This window comes from Anaerobacillus sp. 63XJN7_4_ISO-PGPR-S23-413, assembly GCF_056173725.1.
In genome coordinates this window covers 2,313,029-2,331,894 of record NZ_CM149688.1, presented here as the reverse complement: position 1 = coordinate 2,331,894, position 18,866 = coordinate 2,313,029, and the positions used below count along the sequence as shown (strand labels likewise).

The 18,866-nt window shown below is 38.5% G+C and carries 18 protein-coding genes, 1 other RNA gene and 1 pseudogene; 17 read left to right on the top strand and 3 right to left on the bottom strand.

The genetic code is table 11. The annotated features are described in order from the left end of the window. Positions 1-6: 6 nt before the first annotated feature. Both AC0VYO_RS12340 and AC0VYO_RS12335 read left to right on the top strand, forming a co-directional pair. Positions 7-240, top strand: a complete 234-nt coding sequence (locus tag AC0VYO_RS12340; RefSeq protein ID WP_475367640.1) for a hypothetical protein — start codon at positions 7-9, stop codon at positions 238-240. Beyond that, positions 240-914, top strand: coding sequence for a hypothetical protein (locus tag AC0VYO_RS12335; protein ID WP_475367639.1), 675 nt, complete (start codon positions 240-242; stop codon positions 912-914). Before AC0VYO_RS12340 ends, AC0VYO_RS12335 begins: the two co-directional genes overlap by 1 nt. A 134-nt stretch (positions 915-1,048) precedes the next feature. Here AC0VYO_RS12335 and AC0VYO_RS12330 read toward each other — a convergent pair whose 3' ends face one another. Continuing rightward, the gene (locus tag AC0VYO_RS12330) at positions 1,049-1,987 is read right to left on the bottom strand and encodes a restriction endonuclease (protein ID WP_475367638.1); all 939 of its coding nucleotides are present in this window, start codon (positions 1,985-1,987) and stop codon (positions 1,049-1,051) included. A 137-nt stretch (positions 1,988-2,124) separates the two neighbouring features. Here AC0VYO_RS12330 and AC0VYO_RS12325 point away from each other — a divergent pair, with 137 nt between their 5' ends. From AC0VYO_RS12325 to AC0VYO_RS12270, 12 genes and pseudogenes are all read left to right on the top strand, one after another. Then, positions 2,125-3,192, top strand: a complete 1,068-nt coding sequence (locus AC0VYO_RS12325) for a hypothetical protein (RefSeq protein ID WP_475367637.1) — start codon at positions 2,125-2,127, stop codon at positions 3,190-3,192. A gap of 129 nt (positions 3,193-3,321) precedes the next feature. Beyond that, positions 3,322-3,480 (top strand): annotated as a pseudogene (locus AC0VYO_RS12320) (DUF255 domain-containing protein); the annotation flags it as partial. A gap of 40 nt (positions 3,481-3,520) precedes the next feature. After that, on the top strand, positions 3,521-5,395 hold the full coding sequence (locus tag AC0VYO_RS12315; RefSeq protein ID WP_475367636.1) for a thioredoxin domain-containing protein: 1,875 nt from the start codon (positions 3,521-3,523) through the stop codon (positions 5,393-5,395). Between the two features lie 334 nt (positions 5,396-5,729). Further along, positions 5,730-8,027, top strand: coding sequence for a DEAD/DEAH box helicase (locus AC0VYO_RS12310; RefSeq protein ID WP_475367635.1), 2,298 nt, complete (start codon positions 5,730-5,732; stop codon positions 8,025-8,027). Then, on the top strand, positions 8,011-9,252 hold the full coding sequence (locus tag AC0VYO_RS12305; RefSeq protein ID WP_475365305.1) for a ribonuclease H-like domain-containing protein: 1,242 nt from the start codon (positions 8,011-8,013) through the stop codon (positions 9,250-9,252). The genes AC0VYO_RS12310 and AC0VYO_RS12305 overlap by 17 nt, the downstream gene beginning before the upstream one ends. Positions 9,253-9,267: 15 nt before the next feature. Next, the gene (locus AC0VYO_RS12300; protein ID WP_475367634.1) at positions 9,268-11,172 is read left to right on the top strand and encodes a DUF294 nucleotidyltransferase-like domain-containing protein; all 1,905 of its coding nucleotides are present in this window, start codon (positions 9,268-9,270) and stop codon (positions 11,170-11,172) included. A gap of 17 nt (positions 11,173-11,189) precedes the next feature. Then, complete coding sequence (locus AC0VYO_RS12295; protein ID WP_475367633.1) at positions 11,190-11,897, top strand: 3'-5' exonuclease; 708 nt, start codon at positions 11,190-11,192, stop codon at positions 11,895-11,897. Between the two features lie 417 nt (positions 11,898-12,314). Then, the gene (locus AC0VYO_RS12290) at positions 12,315-12,845 is read left to right on the top strand and encodes a CotD family spore coat protein (protein WP_194221819.1); all 531 of its coding nucleotides are present in this window, start codon (positions 12,315-12,317) and stop codon (positions 12,843-12,845) included. Positions 12,846-12,900: 55 nt separating this feature from the next. Beyond that, entirely contained in the window at positions 12,901-13,476 is a 576-nt protein-coding gene (locus AC0VYO_RS12285) for an SLOG family protein (protein WP_430242902.1), read from the top strand. A 90-nt stretch (positions 13,477-13,566) separates the two neighbouring features. Then, positions 13,567-13,887: a cell division regulator GpsB gene (gpsB, locus tag AC0VYO_RS12280; protein ID WP_048309322.1), complete on the top strand. Its 321-nt coding sequence runs from the start codon at positions 13,567-13,569 to the stop codon at positions 13,885-13,887. A 147-nt stretch (positions 13,888-14,034) separates the two neighbouring features. After that, an RNA gene (rnpB, locus tag AC0VYO_RS12275) (RNase P RNA component class B) lies at positions 14,035-14,430 on the top strand. 208 nt (positions 14,431-14,638) lie between these two features. After that, complete coding sequence (locus AC0VYO_RS12270) at positions 14,639-15,781, top strand: THUMP domain-containing class I SAM-dependent RNA methyltransferase (protein ID WP_194221817.1); 1,143 nt, start codon at positions 14,639-14,641, stop codon at positions 15,779-15,781. Positions 15,782-15,870: 89 nt separating this feature from the next. Here the strand turns inward: AC0VYO_RS12270 and AC0VYO_RS12265 are convergent, their stop codons facing one another. Further along, positions 15,871-16,116 carry a hypothetical protein gene (locus AC0VYO_RS12265; protein ID WP_371017220.1) on the bottom strand — a complete coding sequence of 82 codons (246 nt, stop codon included), beginning with the start codon at positions 16,114-16,116 and terminating at the stop codon, positions 15,871-15,873. A 116-nt stretch (positions 16,117-16,232) separates the two neighbouring features. Between AC0VYO_RS12265 and AC0VYO_RS12260 the strand changes: the two genes are divergently transcribed. Both AC0VYO_RS12260 and AC0VYO_RS12255 read left to right on the top strand, forming a co-directional pair. Next, positions 16,233-16,541, top strand: coding sequence for a hypothetical protein (locus AC0VYO_RS12260; protein ID WP_475367632.1), 309 nt, complete (start codon positions 16,233-16,235; stop codon positions 16,539-16,541). A gap of 28 nt (positions 16,542-16,569) precedes the next feature. Continuing rightward, a complete protein-coding gene (locus AC0VYO_RS12255; protein WP_283154157.1) occupies positions 16,570-16,845 on the top strand; it encodes a hypothetical protein in 276 nt (91 codons plus the stop codon). Positions 16,846-16,941: 96 nt separating this feature from the next. Here AC0VYO_RS12255 and yppF read toward each other — a convergent pair whose 3' ends face one another. Beyond that, positions 16,942-17,148, bottom strand: a complete 207-nt coding sequence (gene yppF, locus AC0VYO_RS12250; RefSeq protein ID WP_475365300.1) for a YppF family protein — start codon at positions 17,146-17,148, stop codon at positions 16,942-16,944. A gap of 164 nt (positions 17,149-17,312) precedes the next feature. Here yppF and AC0VYO_RS12245 point away from each other — a divergent pair, with 164 nt between their 5' ends. Then, the gene (locus AC0VYO_RS12245) at positions 17,313-18,836 is read left to right on the top strand and encodes a carboxypeptidase M32 (RefSeq protein WP_475367631.1); all 1,524 of its coding nucleotides are present in this window, start codon (positions 17,313-17,315) and stop codon (positions 18,834-18,836) included. Positions 18,837-18,866 lie beyond the last annotated feature (30 nt).

Genomic DNA, 18,866 nt, shown 5'->3' with positions numbered 1-18,866 from the left:
TAAATAATGAGTGTTTTAAATGAATTAGCAAAAGGTTATCAGCAGTTGAAGGACGAGGAAGAAAAAGAAGTTGAACAGAAAGCTGGTAAAGCAAACACTGATCAGGAAGGACAGGAAGAAGATGAAGAAGAACCTTCCCTTCGTGAACAAGTGGAATTATTGTCACAAGCTGTCTTAGAACTTCATGAAAAAGTTAATGCAGATCAGGACAAAGAAGAAAAAAAAGTTGGTGCTGAATAATGGCGAATAAGTTTACACAGAAGCTAGATAAGTTTTTAAATATCTATCGTGGTAAAGATGAAAGTGATAAAAAAATTGAAGTAAAACTTGAACAAAAGCAGGGTGAACTGATTCAACTAGATAGCGATATTCAGGACCAAGAAACCCTTGTAAGGGATCTTAGAAAAAGTTATCTTTTAGATCAAATTAAAGAACTCAGCTATCTTGAAGCTAAAGCTGAACTTGATGAAATGATTGAAAAGAAAGCTACAATTCAAGAAGATATGAAACTGATTCAGCAGTATCGACAGGAAGATGCTGAACTAATTCTTGATGAACTTGAATCTTATCGTGAGAAGGAATTGAAGGAAGAAGAAAGCAAAGAAGAAAGAGAAATTAAAAATGAAGTAGCTGAAGCAAAACTTGCTTATCTAACTAAACTATCTGAATTAGGAAAAAGACACAAAAAAGTTAATGGTGTTCAAGCTACAATTGACCGATTTAGCGAAAAATTAGGCGGTAAAATGACAAGTTTTCAAGGTAGTACTTATGATATATTAGGAGTAATTCACACAGGAAGAAATGTTACTGTACCAGTAGAAGTTAATATAGACGAAGCAAACAATGCTTTGCAATATGGTTTAGTTGATTCACACCTGAAAAGCTATGTAGAAGGCAAGAAGAAAGCGAAATAAAGTTATTAGTAAAGAACCCCTTAATATAAAGAAACCCCTGACAAACTTGCCTTTTGTTAGGGGTCTTTTTTTATTGGGCTGTTGTTAGTAATAACTATGATTGAGTATATTAGGTTAATTCCAGAGAGGGTAAATTAATTATTGGTATTATTTTGCTGATTAGGTATCACCTTACCATCATCATTAAAAGTCCATTTTATGATGTCTTGATCAAAAATGATTTTATCAAACGAACCATCAAGAACTGTAAAAAGAAGTAATGAAATTCTCTCCCCTTCATTCGTTTCTGATTGATTTATTAATACTGAATAAGATATCTTATATTCAAATCCATCAACAGGTATGAGTTTATCATTTAATTTAATAAATCTAATATCATCAAATCTATGTTGACCAGTTATAGGTTTATTAGGTTCTTGTTTAAAAAGGAAACCGGATAATGACTGGAAAAATGGAGTTAATTCTTCATCGAAACTTAAGGTGCGTTCCCCAGAATGGTTATAAAAAAAAGGTGACTGACGTTCAACTAAAGGCGATTCATTATCTGTAGAATTTTCCCTGTTTAAGTGAAGAGGTTCTTCTTTACTAAATATCCACGAAATTTCAGGAGTATTAGGGAAAGGGATTTTTGATGTGACGATTATCCTTTTTATTCTTCCTTCCCAATCATCATCATTAAATTCTCTCAGTACTGCTAGTTTTATATCTTCTTCTTCAGCAAAACTAACTGCCCCTTTTGTATATCCCATTGTTGTTACTACAAAAGCTTCATCTGGTTTTATTTGTGAAACTGCCCCGAAAAAATCTCTAACAACACCTATTCCTACTGTTTTATTATATTGTTTACATTCAACTAGTACTCTCTTTGAAACATTAGCTTTTTCTATAGTTATATCGATTTGATGTGCAGTTTTCTTCCCGCTACCTCGCAATTTCATATCATGAATAACAACATCATTCTGATTCAGAGTTTGAAAGACAATAGCTGCAATCTTTTCGTACTTAGTTCCATTTTTAAGTTTTTCATTAGCAACAAATTCATCATAGATAATACTAAAACCATCATTTGTCATATAAGTCTCCCACTTTCACTCTTTACTTTAATTTACAAAATAACTATTATAATTACAATATTTTCTATAATATAATTAATAGAAAGAAAAAGAACAATGCTAAATACTAGGATTGGAAAAAAGAACGGGGGATGTACATGCCTAAGATGTCACCAATTGATAAGGAGAAATCAAGAAAAACTAAAGCTTTAAATAATATGTTTCCAGAGGTACATAAGATAACTGGATACACTAACCTCTCTATAAATGCAAAATTAGGTGGGAAAAACGCCCAGTTTTTTGATATTAAAAATGATGTTATTTCATCACAAGACCATTTCGTAACATTATGGATGCAAGGGATGATGTCTTACCTAGATGGACTAGGAAACAAAGAAAATAGTAAAGTATATGAACTTTATACTTTTATGAAAAACTACGAAGTTGTTCGTGATTATGCTTTTACTTTTTTAGAAAGATTATATTTAAGGAATTTCGATGCATTATCAAAAGAAAGGCCAAAAGTTGAAGATGCAATTATGTGGATTGGTCAGCAAAATGCTTCATATGGTATTTTAATTACTCCAACATTTAGGGGAGATAATTGGGAGAATGACAAAAGTGAAATTCGACATTTCAAGCCTGCTTACTGGACAATTGGACATATACTTGAAACAGGCTTAGTAATACCATTTGAAGATGAAACTATGAAATTCGCTGATGTAACAGAATACTTAAATTTCTTTAAGAATGTATTGGTAAGAAATTCAGGGTCTAAATATGAAATGGAGATTGCAAGAAAGTATTGTGAGTTTGTTATGAGTTCTGTAGATCCTAATAAAGTGCCACTTCTAATCCCTGAATTTCGTTATGGTGGCATAGAAAAAAAGCACTTATATAGATTAGATTTTACTATAATTGACCCATATACTTTGCAGAAGTACGGATTTGAACTCTCCCCTTGGTCTACACATGGTGCATTGACTAAAACAAAAGATAAGTTGCAAAAAGATATTAATGCAGAAGCTTTAGGAAACTTTGAGAAGGAAATGAAAAAACACAAAGATTATTTTAGAAAACATGGATTGTTTACTCTTATTTATACAGATTCTGATTTGATAGATACAGATAAAGTTTTTAATGATATGAAGAAATACTTACTTCCTAAAAATGCACAACATCAATTAAAGTTACATGTTTTGAATGAGTTTCTTAACTATGAATAACACATAATTAAAAGAGAATGTTAAATATCATTAAAGCTATTGAATGGTGTATTTCTGATATCTTAAATGGTAAGGTGTTCATTAAGAATAAACATGACTAATTATTTGAACGAAAGGTGGTGGTGCCCTATGACATCTAAAAAGATACCCAATAGATTAATCGCTGAGAAGTCTCCATACTTACAGCAACATGCGTATAATCCAGTGGACTGGTTTCCATGGTGTGATGAAGCATTTGCAAAAGCGAAACGCGAGAACAAACCTGTTCTTGTATCTATTGGGTATAGTTAGGTGGTCATTCTAACGCACTTGTCATTGGTGTCATGTAATGGAAAGAGAAAGCTTTGAGGATGAGGAAACAGCAAAGCTTTTAAACGATCGATTTGTAGCGATTAAGGTCGATCGCGAAGAGCGTCCAGATATTGATTCAATATATATGAAAGTTTGTCAGGGATTAACGGGTCAGGGTGGGTGGCCATTGAACGTTTTTCTAACTTCTGATCAAAAACCATTCTACGCAGGAACGTACTTCCCGAAAGAAAGCAGATACAATATTCCTGGGTTTAAAGATGCTATTATGCAGCTTTATCAGCAATATAAGGAAAACCCTGATCGAATTACAGGAATCGGGGAGAAAATTACAGCCTCCTTGCAAGAGCGGATGAATGCAGAAGGTGGGGAATTAACAGAGGAACCTTTACATAAAGCTTTTGAGCAGATGCAAAATTCCTTTGATACCATCTTTGGTGGTTTTGGTCAGTCTCCAAAATTCCCATCACCTCATATGCTGATGTATTTACTTAGATATTATCGACAATACGATAATGATCTCGCATTAACAATGGTTACACGAACGCTTGACGCGATGGCAAAGGGCGGGATCTATGATCATGTTGGCTATGGCTTCGCAAGATATGCGGTAGATCAGGAATGGCTAGTGCCTCACTTTGAGAAGATGTTGTATGATAACGCCATGCTTGCCCTTACCTACACGGAAGCTTATCAAGTAACGGGAGAAGAACACTATAAGAAAGTCGCTTGTGATGTTCTCGAGTATGTGACGCGAGATATGACTAGTGAGCAAGGTGGCTTTTATTCCGCTGAAGACGCTGACTCAGAAGGAGAAGAGGGGAAGTTTTATGTTTGGACAGAGAGTGAGGTCCACGACATCCTTGGCGATAAGCTAGGCTCCCTATATTGCAAAGCTTATGACATCACGTCAAAAGGGAACTTTGAAGGGAAAAACATTCCTAACTTGATTCAAACCGATCTTTCAAAGGTTGCTAAATCATTTAGCATGACAGAAAAAGATGTTAATAAGCAGTTAAAAGAGGCTAGAAAGAAGCTGTATGAGGTTCGTGAAAAACGGATTCACCCCTATAAGGATGATAAGATCCTTACAAGCTGGAATATGCTTATGATTGCAGCTTTCGCTAAGGCAGGAAGGGTGTTCGCTCAACATACCTACACACAAACTGCTGAGCAATCATTCAGATTCATCGAAGAAAATCTCGTCATAGACGGTAGATTAATGGCTCGTTACCGCGATGGTGAAGTGAAATTTAAAGCATACCATGATGATTATGCTTATGGATTATGGGCATTAAACGAATTGTATGAAGCTACGTTTAAGTCAGAATACCTCGTCAAAGCGAAAAAACTGTCAGATGAGATGCACGATTTATTCTGGGACGATAGCGCTGGAGGTTTCTATCTTTACGGCCATGATGCAGATGAATTAATTGCACGACCTAAGGATGTGCATGATGGGGCGCTACCGTCTGGAAATAGTGTAGCTGTTCTTCAACTGCTTCGTTTGTCGAAGTTAACGGGGGAGGCAAAGTATGATGTGTGGGCTAACAAGATGTTTACCGCTTTTTCAGGTGATGTATCTTCGTATTCCAGTGGACACGCTTATTTCTTAATGAGCAAGCTTTATACTTTATCCTCTCCAAAAGAAGTTGTTATTATTGGGAAAAATGGTGATACAAGCAAAGAAAAGATTGCAGAGTTTTTACAGCAGAACTTTTTCCCTGAACTTACAGTGATTAGTACTGAAGATCCTACCTTGTTAAAAGAAGCAGTTCCATTTGTAGCTGAATTTGAAAAGACAGATACGACAACGATCTATGTTTGTGAGAATTTTAGTTGTTCGCTTCCTGAGACGAATGTAGAGAAGGTAATAAAAGAATTGGATAATTAAACAAAGAAGCTACCCAGGTTGTGAGACCATGGTAGCTTCTTTGTCACTAGTAAAGTTGTCGGACGAGAAAAAGTATGGTGATGATAAATTCTCGATAGAAAGCCTCTATTGCACCCTGATTTGATATGTTTCTATTTTGAAGATGAATACGTGTACCTTAAGAGAAAAGCGTGTTCTCTTAAAGAAAGAAATGAGCTCGATTGTAATAGCATTGACGAAGGTTTTCGATTATTAGTTAGTAGGTAATGGAAAAGCTTTACTTTCAAATCAAAACGGTATCCATTCGAACGCATATTCGCTACAATAGAAATAGAATAATTTTTGAGGTGATCGGATGGAAAGAAAAAAGAAACTGCCCCAGCTACTGGAGATGTTTCAGCAGGAGGAAAAGTATCGATCCAATATTGTTAATTGGAAAACGATTGAACCGAAAGAAGCTAAAACAGCGCCATATCCTGCAGAATTGCAGCCTGAGTTAAAGAAAGCACTTGAAGATAGAGGAGTGCAACAGCTATATACTCATCAGGCTACAGCATATGAAGAAGCTTCAAAGGGGAACAGTTTTGTCGCTGTTACACCAACCGCCTCTGGGAAAACTTTGTGCTATAACTTGCCTGTTTTGGATACGATCTTGAAGGATCCGTCAAGTCGGGCACTGTATTTATTTCCAACAAAAGCCCTTGCGCAAGATCAAAAAAGTGAAATAAATGAATTGATTGATGAAATGGAAGTGGATTTAAAAGGGTATACGTATGATGGGGACACTTCTCCAACCATTAGACAAATCGTTCGAAAAGCAGGGCACATTGTGATGACGAATCCAGATATGCTGCATTCTGCTATTCTCCCACACCATACGAAGTGGGTTTCTCTTTTTGAGAACCTTAAAGTGATTGTCATCGATGAGCTACATACGTATCGTGGTGTTTTCGGGAGTCACGTAGCCAATGTGATTCGAAGATTGAAAAGGATTTGTCAATTCTACGGAAGTAATCCCATATTTATTTGTACTTCGGCTACGATTGCGAATCCAAAAGAGCTTGCAGAGGAGCTTACTGGTGAAGGAATTACGTTAATTAATAACAATGGGGCTCCTACTGGACGAAAGCATTTTGTTCTTTATAATCCCCCTGTTGTAAATCAAGCCTTGAACATTAGACGATCGGCTACGCTTGAAGCACGAAACTTAGCGGCGGAACTATTAAAAAACAACATTCAAACAATTGTTTTCGCGCGTAGTCGTGTTCGGGTTGAGATCCTTCTCACATACTTACAGCAGCTAGAACAGCGTGAATTAGGACCGCGTTCCATTATGGGATATCGGGGTGGTTATTTACCGAAGCAGCGAAGGGAAATTGAAAGAGGACTTCGAAATGGAGACATTAAAGGCGTGGTAAGCACGAACGCCCTCGAACTTGGTGTGGACATTGGACAGCTTCAAGCGTGCGTGCTGACAGGCTATCCAGGCACCATTGCGAGCACGTGGCAGCAGGCTGGACGTGCGGGTCGCCGTCAAGATGAGTCTGTTGTATTTGTCGTCGCTAGTTCTAGTCCGCTTGATCAATATATGATTACACATCCGGATTACTTTTTTGAACGGAACCCAGAAGAGGCGCGAGTGAACCCCAATAACTTAATTATTCTTGTAGATCATGTTAAATGTGCAGCGTATGAGCTTCCATTTCAACAAGGGGATACGTTTGGTGGGGAAGACATCGAGGATGTTCTTGAGTTTTTAACAGACGAACAGCTGCTTCATCATCGGGCAAATCGCTGGTTCTGGATGAACGATGCATTCCCGGCTCACAACGTAAGCCTTCGTTCTGCTTCGCAGGAAAATGTCGTTATTATTGATCAAACAACGGCTGCTAATGTAAAAGTCATTGGAGAAATGGACAGATTTAGTGCCATGACGCTTCTTCATGAAGAAGCGATTTACCTTCACCAGGGTGTGCAATATCAAGTGGAGCTTCTTGACTATGACGAGAAAAAAGCTTGGGTAAGGGAAGTTGATGTGGATTACTATACGGATGCTAATCTTGCTGTTCAACTGAAGGTTCTAGAAGAAGACAAGCATGAACCGCTCCCACACACAACCGCAACGTATGGAGAAGTTATGGTAAATGCTATGGCAACTATTTTTAAGAAAATTAAATTTGAAACTCACGAAAATATTGGATCAGGTCCGATTCACTTACCCGAGGAAGAGCTTCACACGAATGCTTGCTGGTTTGACTTTCCTGAAAGCTTCGTTCAAACAATGGGAGAAAATCGCTTAGAGGAAGGATTGTTAGGACTTGGTAACGTTCTTCGTAACGTTGCTCCGCTGTTTGTCATGTGCGATGTATCGGATCTCCATGTGACACCACAAATCAAAGCTGTCCATTCAAACAAGCCTACCGTTTTCTTCTATGATCGCTACCCTGGTGGCATTGGGCTATCGGAGCGAGTTTACAAAGAGCTAGGGGTTATATTAAAAGAAGCCGAATCCATTGTTGTTAATTGTGAATGTGAAAGTGGCTGTCCTTCATGTGTGGGCGTTTCCGGTGAAACGGGTGAAAATAGTAAGCAAACAGCCATTTATTTACTTAAATATTTAAGAGGTGAACATTCTGATGTCACTGAAAGCTAAATTAAATCGAATGAAAAAGCATATGAACTTGAACGAAGGAGAAGAAGTGGAAGCGAAAGTAGAGCAGCCGATTCACGAAGTGCCTCATTTGAACAAGTGGCGTGATTTAGATGCTCACCCGTTTTTCTTTGACGGAGAATATGCGCTAGTGAGAAAAAAACAGTATCCAACTTCCTATCAGCATGGACGTTACACTTTCCAAGAACTTGAGCAAGTTGTCGAACGCTGGAATCGTCACTATCGTGCACATCCACTCTCCTCAAAACACCTTCAGCCATCCGATTTATTGTTTTTTGATACAGAAACAACTGGCTTAGGAGGTGGGGTTGGAAATACTATCTTTCTACTTGGATATAGCCAGTATACAGAAGAAGGAATTTCTGTAAATCAGTATTTCTTGCCTGGCCCAGGTGCAGAAGTTCCGATGTATCAAGCTTTTTTAGAAGATGTAAAAGAATTGAAGAACCTAGTTACCTACAATGGCAAAGCGTTTGATTGGCCACAGGTGAAAACACGTCATACGCTTATTCGTGAACAAGTCCCTAAGTTACCGCAATTTGGTCATTTCGATCTGTTGCACGGAGCGAGGCGATTCTGGAAAAATGATATGGAGTCTGTTAGACTCGCGAACGTAGAAGAACAGCAGCTAGGTTTTGAACGGGAAGAAGATATTCCAGGCTATTTAGCTCCTATGCTTTATTTCGAGTTTGTAAAAGATCCAGATCCAGAGCTGATCGCAGGCGTGATGAAACACAATGAAGAAGATATCTTATCTTTAATCACGCTATATACTCGTTTGTCTAATCTCCTTCTTGATGTGGAAGGAAAGTCCTTAACAGCTGGTGAACAATACCAGTCTGCTCGATGGTGGGAAGCTGTTGGTGAAGAGGATCATGCGGCTTTACTATATGAAAAGACAACTGGTCGTCATGAACAGGACGCAAAAAAGGCGCTTGCACGGATATATAAGAAGCAGGATAACGTTCAAGAAGCCATCGAGATTTGGCTGACGCTATCACAATCCACAAATGATGAAGAGTGCGATATTGAATTAGCTAAATATTATGAGCATAAAGCGAAAGACTATGAGAAAGCCCTTCACTATGCTCTGTCTGCATACCAAAAGTGGAAAGAGAAGAAACGGATTCTTAAAGATAAAGAAGAGAACGAGCGGCTGCAATATATGAAGCGAATCGAGAGAATTGAGCAAAAAGCAGCTCGCTAACGATAGGAGGTTGTTATGCAGGATTTCTATGAAGTGTTGAAGAAAAAGGAACCATTTCATTCTTTGAGCGATGCTGAAATCGAAAGTCTAATGGAATCAGCACATTTCGCAACTTATCAGAAGGGTGAATTTTTATATCACGAAGATGAAGATACGAATACGCTTTATCTCCTCGTCTCAGGTATTGCTAAAAACATCGTACACAAAGCGAATGGGCAACAAACGACAATGCGTTTCTACTATCCCGGAGATCTAGTTGGGCTCATGATTATGCTTACAGATGCGTCTATGACGTTTTCTGTTCAAGCTAATGAAGATTGCCAGGTGATTCGAATCAAAAAAGAAGTCATGCTAAAGATCATGACAGAAAACCCTGCCTTTTCACATAATGTTCTCGATACCATTGGTGAACGTATGAGAAGCCTCTATGATGAAATTAAGCAAGAGCGAGATCGGGAGGCCGATGGTGAAAACATTGCCTTGTATAGAACACGAGTGAGCGCGATTATGGATACGAAGGTGACGATCCCACCAACTTATACGGTATTAGAAACAGCTGAGCTCTTTCGAACGAAAAATTATGACGGTGTGATAGTAAGTGAAGATCGTGAAAGTGTTCTTGGTACAATAACACCGCTAGAGGTCATAAATGCACTTACAATGGGACAATTTCAAGATCCTATTCATAAGTGGATGTATCAAAAACCTAATATGGTAGAAGAGGATGCCTTTAGTTATGAAGCATTGGCGTACTTAAAATTTCACAAAGTCTCTTTGCTACCTGTTGTAAAGCGAGATCGTATTGTCGGTATGGTTTCAGCCAAATCTTTCTTAGGGATTCAGGAATCGGCCTATTTAGATCTGTCTTATCGACTATCACGAGCTAAAGAGCTTAATGAAATAATGAATCTTTCACCACCAATACATGAAGAATTCCGCTCATTTATTCAAGAGTTACTTGACGCAAATACGTTGGGTTATGAAATATGTGAGATGATGTCCAATTATAATGATGAAATACATCGACGCATTATTTTACTTGCAGAGAAGGAAATGATCAGTGAGGGATATGGACGGGCGCCAGTGAACTTTTGCTTCATCGTTATGGGGAGCGAAGGGCGCAAAGAACAGGCTTTTAGTACAGATCAAGACAACGGACTTATTATTGATGATTATGAACACCTCGAGCATAAACAGGAAATTGAAACGTATTTCTCGATATTTGCAAAGAAAATCAATACGATGCTTACGACATGTGGTCTCCCTGAGTGTGAGGGTGGCATAATGGCGAAAAATGAGAAATGGAGACGCTCTCTTTCTAATTGGCAAACAGAAGTAAATCGTTGGATTACTGAAACAGATGCTGAAGAGATCCGGAATTTTACAATTTTTATGGATTTTCGTCCTGTTTACGGAGATTTTGATCTCGCACGAACATTAAGAAGTCGCATTACTGCGCGAATTAAGAAAGCTCAAACGCTTCAAATGCTGTTAATGAAGGATACGATTCGTTTTCGCGTGCCGTTAAATCCTCTTGGAAAGCTTCAACTTCGTGGGAAAGAAAAAACGCTTGATTTGAAAAAAGCTGCTATTATGCAAATCGTGAACGGTATTCGAATTTTTGCAATGAAATATGGAGTGGAAGAAGTTAATACAATCAAAAGGCTTCATGAGTTAAAGAAAAAAGAAATTTTTCATCATCGTGATGTGATCAATATCGAAACATCTCTTCATTACCTTTATACGTTCCGTGTTAGGCAAAACCTTTATCAACTAGAAAAAGGGGTAGAGATTTCGAATCAAGTAAGGCCAATCGAATGGGAAAAAGAAGAGAGAAGGAAAATGAGGGAAGCATTGCTTGTAGCAAAACGGATGCAGCAGGTAAGTGAATTAAGCTTTCGAAGGAATCGGAGTATTTAACAATGTCGTCCATAGGTTTGAAATTATTGCGCTATTATCTATATGATCGTGTGAAATGGCAGAAAAAGATCAAAAGGGACAAGGATTTACCAGTTTATGATCGCTTACAGGAGTCTCTGTTATTATATCAAGAATCAAGCAGTCGATATTTTACCGTTTACGATCTCGAAACGACGGGTTTTTATCCAGCTATCGGAGATGAAGTTATTTCGATCGGTGCGGTTAAAATCGATCTTGTTGAAGGAAGGATTCTCGAGGAAACTTTCTATCGAATTGTTCGCCCTATTCATAAAGTACCGCGAGTTGTTAGACATCTAACGGGTCTATCCATTGATGAAATAAGAGCGGGATGGACATTTATTGAAGCATTTGAAGAATTTATGGCGTTTAGTAAAGGGACGACCCTTATTGCTCATCCAGTTAAATTTGATGTTTATTTTCTACAAACACTCGTTCAAAAATGGGGGTTGCCAGATTATTTACCACCTTATTTGGATTCGGAAGCACTGGCGAAGGAATTATTTCCTCGCAGTAATCCGCAGCTTGATTCGTTGATAAGGAAATTAAATATTGAACGTCATGAACGTCATCATGCCCTAAACGACGCAAGAATGACAGCGGAGCTTTGTTTGAAAATGTTTCACAAATTGGACATGAAGGACGGTCATGAACAAGAAATAAGACGGCGAATTGCTAGAGATAATCTCGTATTTGGTAGGAAATAGCTTCATTTTCCTAATTATTCCCCGGGCAAGCGCACAAAGAGATGATATTCGACGATTTCTTTTAGAAAACATGTAGAAACACCGTTTACAATTGTCGTCTCTTGTTGTAACTTTGAGTAGTATATTGAAGTTTCTGTTTTTTTAAGAAAAGGATTCAGATTTGATGTAATGGAGAGATGGTAATTGAAGCAGGTCATTATGGTAATGTTTTTTATGGTAATTGCGTTAACAGTGGTCGTTATGAGTCAAATTAGTGAGTCGGCCCAGATTTATAGTGACAATGAAGTAGTCGTACAAAAATAGGCGTGGAAATTGCGTTTGTATTGAGGAAATAAGGACGAATACACAGTACATGTACATCGTGATCAACATAGGCTAGTAGGGAATTCACCAATTTAAGAAGGGGGAACCTACACTATGTTTCATAGACATCATCGCATGGGCCCGAATGGGAATATGCCAAATCAGGTAAGTCCAGCAATGCAGGGACCTAATGCGAATATGCCAAATCAAGTAAGTCCAGCAATGCAGGGTCCAAATGCGAATATGCCAAACCAGGTGAGTCCGGCCATGAAAGGCGGCATGCCAGGTCAGGTAAGTCCAGCAATGCAAGGTCCTGGAGGTCCATGTCCGACAAGTCCTGTTGTATATCCGACAAAATGTTGTGTCAAAAATCACTATTATAAGCACAACGTAGATCATATTCATCCTACGCATATTAAAAACGTCCATCATCACATGTATGAGCACAATCATAGTTATCCTTTAACAGAGTCAGAGGAAGTGCTAGCTTCACACATGAACAATTATCCGCCACCACGCCCGACAGGCGCAATGCCGGCTGGATACGCACCTACTAATCCTTCCCAAGTAGCAGGAGCTATGCAAGGACCAAATGGCAATGGTATGCCAGGTCAAGTAAGTCCTGCTCAAAAGAGAAGAAAATAACGAAATAATGAAACGAACTGGTCTTCCAGTTCGTTTTTACATAGGAGGTGTCTAAGTGGCAAACGTTTTACTTGTTACTGGCTATAAGGCACACGAACTAGGAATATTTAACGACGATCATCCTGGACTTCCAATTATAAAGGCAGCCCTTCAGAGTCGCATGTCTCAGCTTATCGAAGAGAGAGATTTTGAGTGGATACTAATCAGTGGGCAAACTGGTGTTGAGCTCTGGGCTGCTGAAGTTGCACTTGATTTAAGAGAAATGTATCCCGATTTAAAGCTAGCCGTTTTAACGCCATTCCTAGATCAAGAAAGTAAATGGAAAGAGCCTACTCAAGAATTCTATCAAATGATCATGGGAGAAGCTGACTTTGTTGAATCAATCACAAGTCGACCTTACGAAAATCCAGGGCAATTGAAAGCAAAGAATGAATTTCTCGTTCGTAAGAGTCATGCTATGCTCGTATTATATGACGAAGATACGCCTGGTTCTCCTGATTATTACTTGAAAGAAGCAAAGAACAGACAGAGAACGGATGAAGGTTACGAAGTTTTTACCATCACACCTATTGACCTTGATTTATTAGAGCAGGATTTACGTGAAAGTAATCCCGATTTCTACAGTCAATAAGGAGAATAGAAGAGATTCCGATTGACAAGAGGAAGCTCTTTTGGAAGAATAAAATAAAGACAATAACTGCATACATACAGAGGTGATAAAATGGCAGAGCAACAACCGACTCAATTAACAGCTAAAGATATTCTTGAAAAAGATTTTAAAAGCGGATTTCGCGGTTATGATCAGGATGATGTCGACAAGTTTTTGGACGTAGTAATTAAAGATTATGAGCGTTTTGAAAATGACATTGAACAGCTGAGACAAGAAAATACGCGTCTTAGAAGAGAGATGGATCGTATGTCTGAGCAACAAAAGAGACAGCAGACGCGTTCTCAAACGCAGCCTGGAAATACCAATTATGATATCCTAAAACGACTATCAAACCTAGAGAAACACGTTTTCGGTAGTAAGTTGTACGAATAAACCACCAAACGGCGGTTTATTTTTTACAGTTATAAAAATTTCAATTACCGTACTATACTAATATAAATAAACATAACAATTCTTTAAGCAACCTTGCATCATTGTAGAATATAAGATATAATTGCTTTTGCTGTCCTAACAATGATAACGTTCGGGTAGTCGCTGTATGTCGCAATTAAGTGGCATGTAGAGGAAAGTCCATGCTCGCACGATCTGAGATGATCGTAGTGTTCGTGCCTGATGAAACAATAAGTCAGGGTAGTCCAATTGGGCTAACGGCGGGGAAACGGCCTAAGTTCTTCACGGATAAGGCCCGAATACTCTGAAAGTGCCACAGTGACGAAGTCTTAATGGAAACATTAAGAGTGGAACGAGGTAAACCCCACGAGCGAGAAACCCAAATTATGGTAGGGGAGCTTTCTTGAAGGAATTGAACGGAGAGAAAGCCAGGCGGTGAGGACGCGTCTGGAGATAGATGATTACCACCTGAGTACGAGGGGAGACCCGTTCGCAGTACGATGGAACAGAACATGGCTTACAGAACGTTATCATCTTTGATGAAAAGCCCTTAAGGGGCTTTTTTGTACGTTAAGGCTATGAATGCGCATGGATTGGAAAGCATAATAAAAAGACTTAAAAGAATACATTCTCTCCTCCACGCGAAATAGGTCTAACATGAAACAATTTATTTTTGTATGATAATAGGGTAAACCTACGTTACATAAAAGAGCAAAAGATTGGAGTGGGTAAAATGGCGAAAATGGAACTAATTGCAACGGCCACCATGGGGCTCGAATCATTGGTTGCTCGTGAAGTAAAGGATCTTGGTTTTGAAAATGTACGTGTCGATAACGGAAAAGTCACTTATGAAAGTGATGAAATTGGAATCTGTCGATCGAACTACTGGTTAAGAACAGCTGACAGGGTTAAGCTTAAAGTCGGGGAATTCAAAGTAACGACATTTGATGAGCTTTTCGAAGCAACGAAAGCACTCCCGTGGGGAGATTTACTACCCGAAAATGCTGAGTTTCCCGTAAGTGGTCGATCTGTAAAGTCGACATTATATAGTGTTCCGGACTGCCAGGCGATTGTCAAAAAAGCGATCGTAGAGAGCATGAAGGAAAAATATAACGTTTCGTGGTTTGATGAAGATGGACCACTATTTAAAATCGAAGTTGCGATTCACAAGGATACGGCTATTCTTACAATTGATACGAGTGGCAAAGGCTTGCACCGTAGAGGGTACAGGTACCTCCATAGTGCAGCTCCACTTAAGGAAACTATGGCAGCAGCAATGGTGATGCTAACGAATTGGAATGCAGATAAACCATTCATGGATCCATTCTGTGGATCAGGAACTCTTCCAATTGAAGCAGCTATGATCGGCCAAAACATCGCACCCGGTTTTAATCGAGAATTTGCTTCTGAAGATTGGGAGTGGATCGGGAAGAAGCGCTGGGAAGAAGCTATGATTGAAGCGGAGGACCTTGCAAATTACGATCAACCTCTTCACATTTTTGGTAGCGACCTTGACCCTAAAATGGTCGACCTTTCTAAGAATAATGCTCTTGAAGCTGGATTTGGAGATATGATTCAATTTAAGCAGATGCAAGTTACGGATGTTAGCTCTAAGTTTGAGTATGGTACTCTCATCGGAAACCCACCGTATGGTGAGCGTCTTGGTGAAAGAGAAGAAGTGGAAGACATGTATCGAAAGATGGGAAAAGCCTTCCGTGAGCGTCTTGATACATGGTCTGTTTATATTCTAACTTCACATCCTCGCTTCCAAGAAGTTTATGGAAAGAGATCAACAAAGAACCGCAAACTCTACAATGGTGATATCAAAACGCATTACTATCAATACTTTGGACCGAGACCGCCAAAGAAAGATTAATATAATAAGACTGTAAAAAACACCTCTCTAGTGACGAGAGGTGTTTTAATTTGGATTTTTTGATAGTAATTATCTTTTATAACAGGTCATTATACTTTTTCAACAACATAAGCACGTTTATCCCGAAAGTACTTCTCACCTTCATCAGAAGAATGTTCAAAAAAACCTTCCACTTCATGGGTCACCTTATACTCACGTTCCGGATCAGAAAAAAGTTGTGAAGCATTACTTGAAAGTAAAAGAACATCCGTCGTTGATACAAAGCTATCCAGTTCTTTGGCGGTATAGTGTTCACCTGGTTTTAGCGTATTGATTCGATGTTGTCTCATTTTCATTTTTCCTCCCCTTAACTTATGATGTACTTATTTGTTCCCACGTCTAATAGACATTTAAACGGAATAATATGTATATGGTATAAAAGAGCTAAAGAAACAAGAGAGGGGTGAAATGAATGAAAAAAACTATGTCTATTATCATCGTCGTATTAGGGTTCGTAATGTTTCATACAAATCCTAATCAGACTGATTATAGTAGGTGGGTAGGGGATCAACTTAAAAAAGACCAAAATGCGCTTATGGAAATAGGCGTCGATTTGGCTGTCATTCCATATGTTGAAGCAAATACCACTAGAACGAATATGTACGTGTTTTCTGTATATCGAACAAAGTTATGGAATGATAAAGAAATAGTAGCTTATGGATTATTTCATCATTTTTACATAAATAAAGAAAAATTAGAAATTATTATAGACGAATCATAAAATATCGTGTATTCTTTCCGGGTCGGGAATGACGGAAGGAGGGTTTACAATCGAGTTTATTGGTCTTATTGTACCTATTGCAGTCGCCATATTTCTAATAATGGACGCTCCAAAGCATGATAAGAATCCCTGGTTATGGGGAGTATTAGGATTCCTATTTACATTTCTTACACTTGGAATTTATCTACTTAAAACGGGACGTAAAGTGGCTGGGTGGATTTTTATAGCGCTTTCTATATTATCAATTATTGCAACAATTGCCCTTATTGGTCTGGTGATTGCAATTATTATGAATGCCGTATAAAGAAGTTTGGAAATGTAGAAAAGCCATGGGCAGCATTGCCCATGGCTTTTCATGTACGTATCATTAGTAACTTATGGTAGGATAGAACAAGAGGGATTAAAAGGCTTTCATTTCTTCATGCGTGAAGTACTCTGGTTTCTTTGCGCCTTGTGAGTGGAGCTCTTTAAAATAGGTTTGATACTCATATAAAGAAATCGAACCTTGTAAATAATTCACCTGGATAAAGTCGAGTAGTTCGTCTGCACTAGCAGGCTTTCTTCCTTTTTCCTGATCAAATGTGTTTATCAGATTTTGCAATGACATCTGAATCCCTCCTTGAACTATTGAGCTTATCCAAAGGATAACATGAGAAAGTTTATATTCATTATTTTAGAATTTTTTAACTTCCGACAAATCCTTACATAGTTAAACGAGATATGTCGAATTTATTGTTATGAAGGAAATTACTTTTTAAGGAGTTGAACGATTTGGCAACAGAAATCAAACAAACCGAGCAGGAATTTTTAAATTATGTAAAGAAAATGACGAGTTTTAATGAAGCGATTGGGGTTATGTATTGGGATCTCCGCACTGGCGCACCAAAAAAAGGTGCTGAACAGCGCTCTGAGGTTATTGGAATGATGTCTTCTGAAGTTTTTGAAATGTCGGTATCTCCTGAAATGAAGGGGTATCTTGATGAGCTTACAAAGGAAGACCAGCAAACTGAATTAAGTGAAATCACTCGTAAAACGGTAGAAGAGTGCCGTAAAGACTACGATCGGAACATAAAAATTCCTGCAGAAGAGTACTCTGAATATGTCATTTTAAGTTCGAAAGCAGAGACGATCTGGGAAGAAGCGAAGGAAAAAGCTGACTTCGAATTGTTTAGACCGTATCTCGAAAAGCTTGTTGCATTCAATCAGAAATTTGTCGAATATTGGGGATACGAAGAAAATAAATATGATACGCTGCTTGACCTATTTGAACCAGGTGTAACAGTGAAAATGATTGATCGCGTATTTAACCAACTTAGAGAACATATTGTGCCACTTGTACAACAAGTTGTTAATGCGAGTGATCAGCCCAAAACTGACTTTTTGTTTGAACATTTCCCACAAGATAAGCAACAAGCCTTCAGTATGGAAGTATTGAGGAAAATGGGGTATGACTTTGACGCTGGTCGTCTTGATACGACGGTTCATCCATTTGCAACTGGACTGAATCCTGGTGATGTGCGTGTTACGACGAAGTATGATGAAGGTGATTTTCGCACAGCAGTATTTGGTACGATTCATGAGGGCGGTCATGCTTTATACGAACAGAATTTATCACCCAAATTGATTGGCACGCCTTTATGTACTGGTACGTCTATGGGGATTCACGAATCACAGTCTCTTTTCTGGGAAAACTTCGTGGGTCGTCATCAATCATTTTGGAAAAACAATTACGACAAGCTTAAAAGCTATTCAACTGGACAGTTTGATGATGTTTCATTAGAAGATTATTACCGTGCCATTAACGTTGCGGGTCCTTCTTTGATTCGAATTGAAGCAGATGAAATGACGTATGCGCTGCATATCATGGTTCGTTACGAAATTGAAAAAGGATTGATTAATGGAGAAATTGAAGTGAAGGATTTGCCAACGATCTGGAACGAAAAAATGGAGGAGTATTTAGGCATTACTCCAGATAACGATGCGGTCGGCGTTCTTCAGGATGTCCACTGGTCAGGTGGCTCATTTGGTTATTTCCCTTCCTATGCGCTAGGGTACATTTATGCGGCTCAAATTAAGAATGCTATGTTAAAAGACATCCCACAATTTGATGAGCTATTAGAACAGGGTGACTTGGTGCCTATTAAAGAATGGTTAACAGAAAACATCCATCAGTACGGTAAGCTAAAGCAACCAATTGATATTATTAAAGACATTACTGGCGAAGGGCTAAATGCTGAATATTTGATTCAATATCTTGAAGAGAAGTATTCACAAGTTTATCGCCTGCAAAGATAATAGATTAAAAATCCTGCCGGCAAGGCAGGA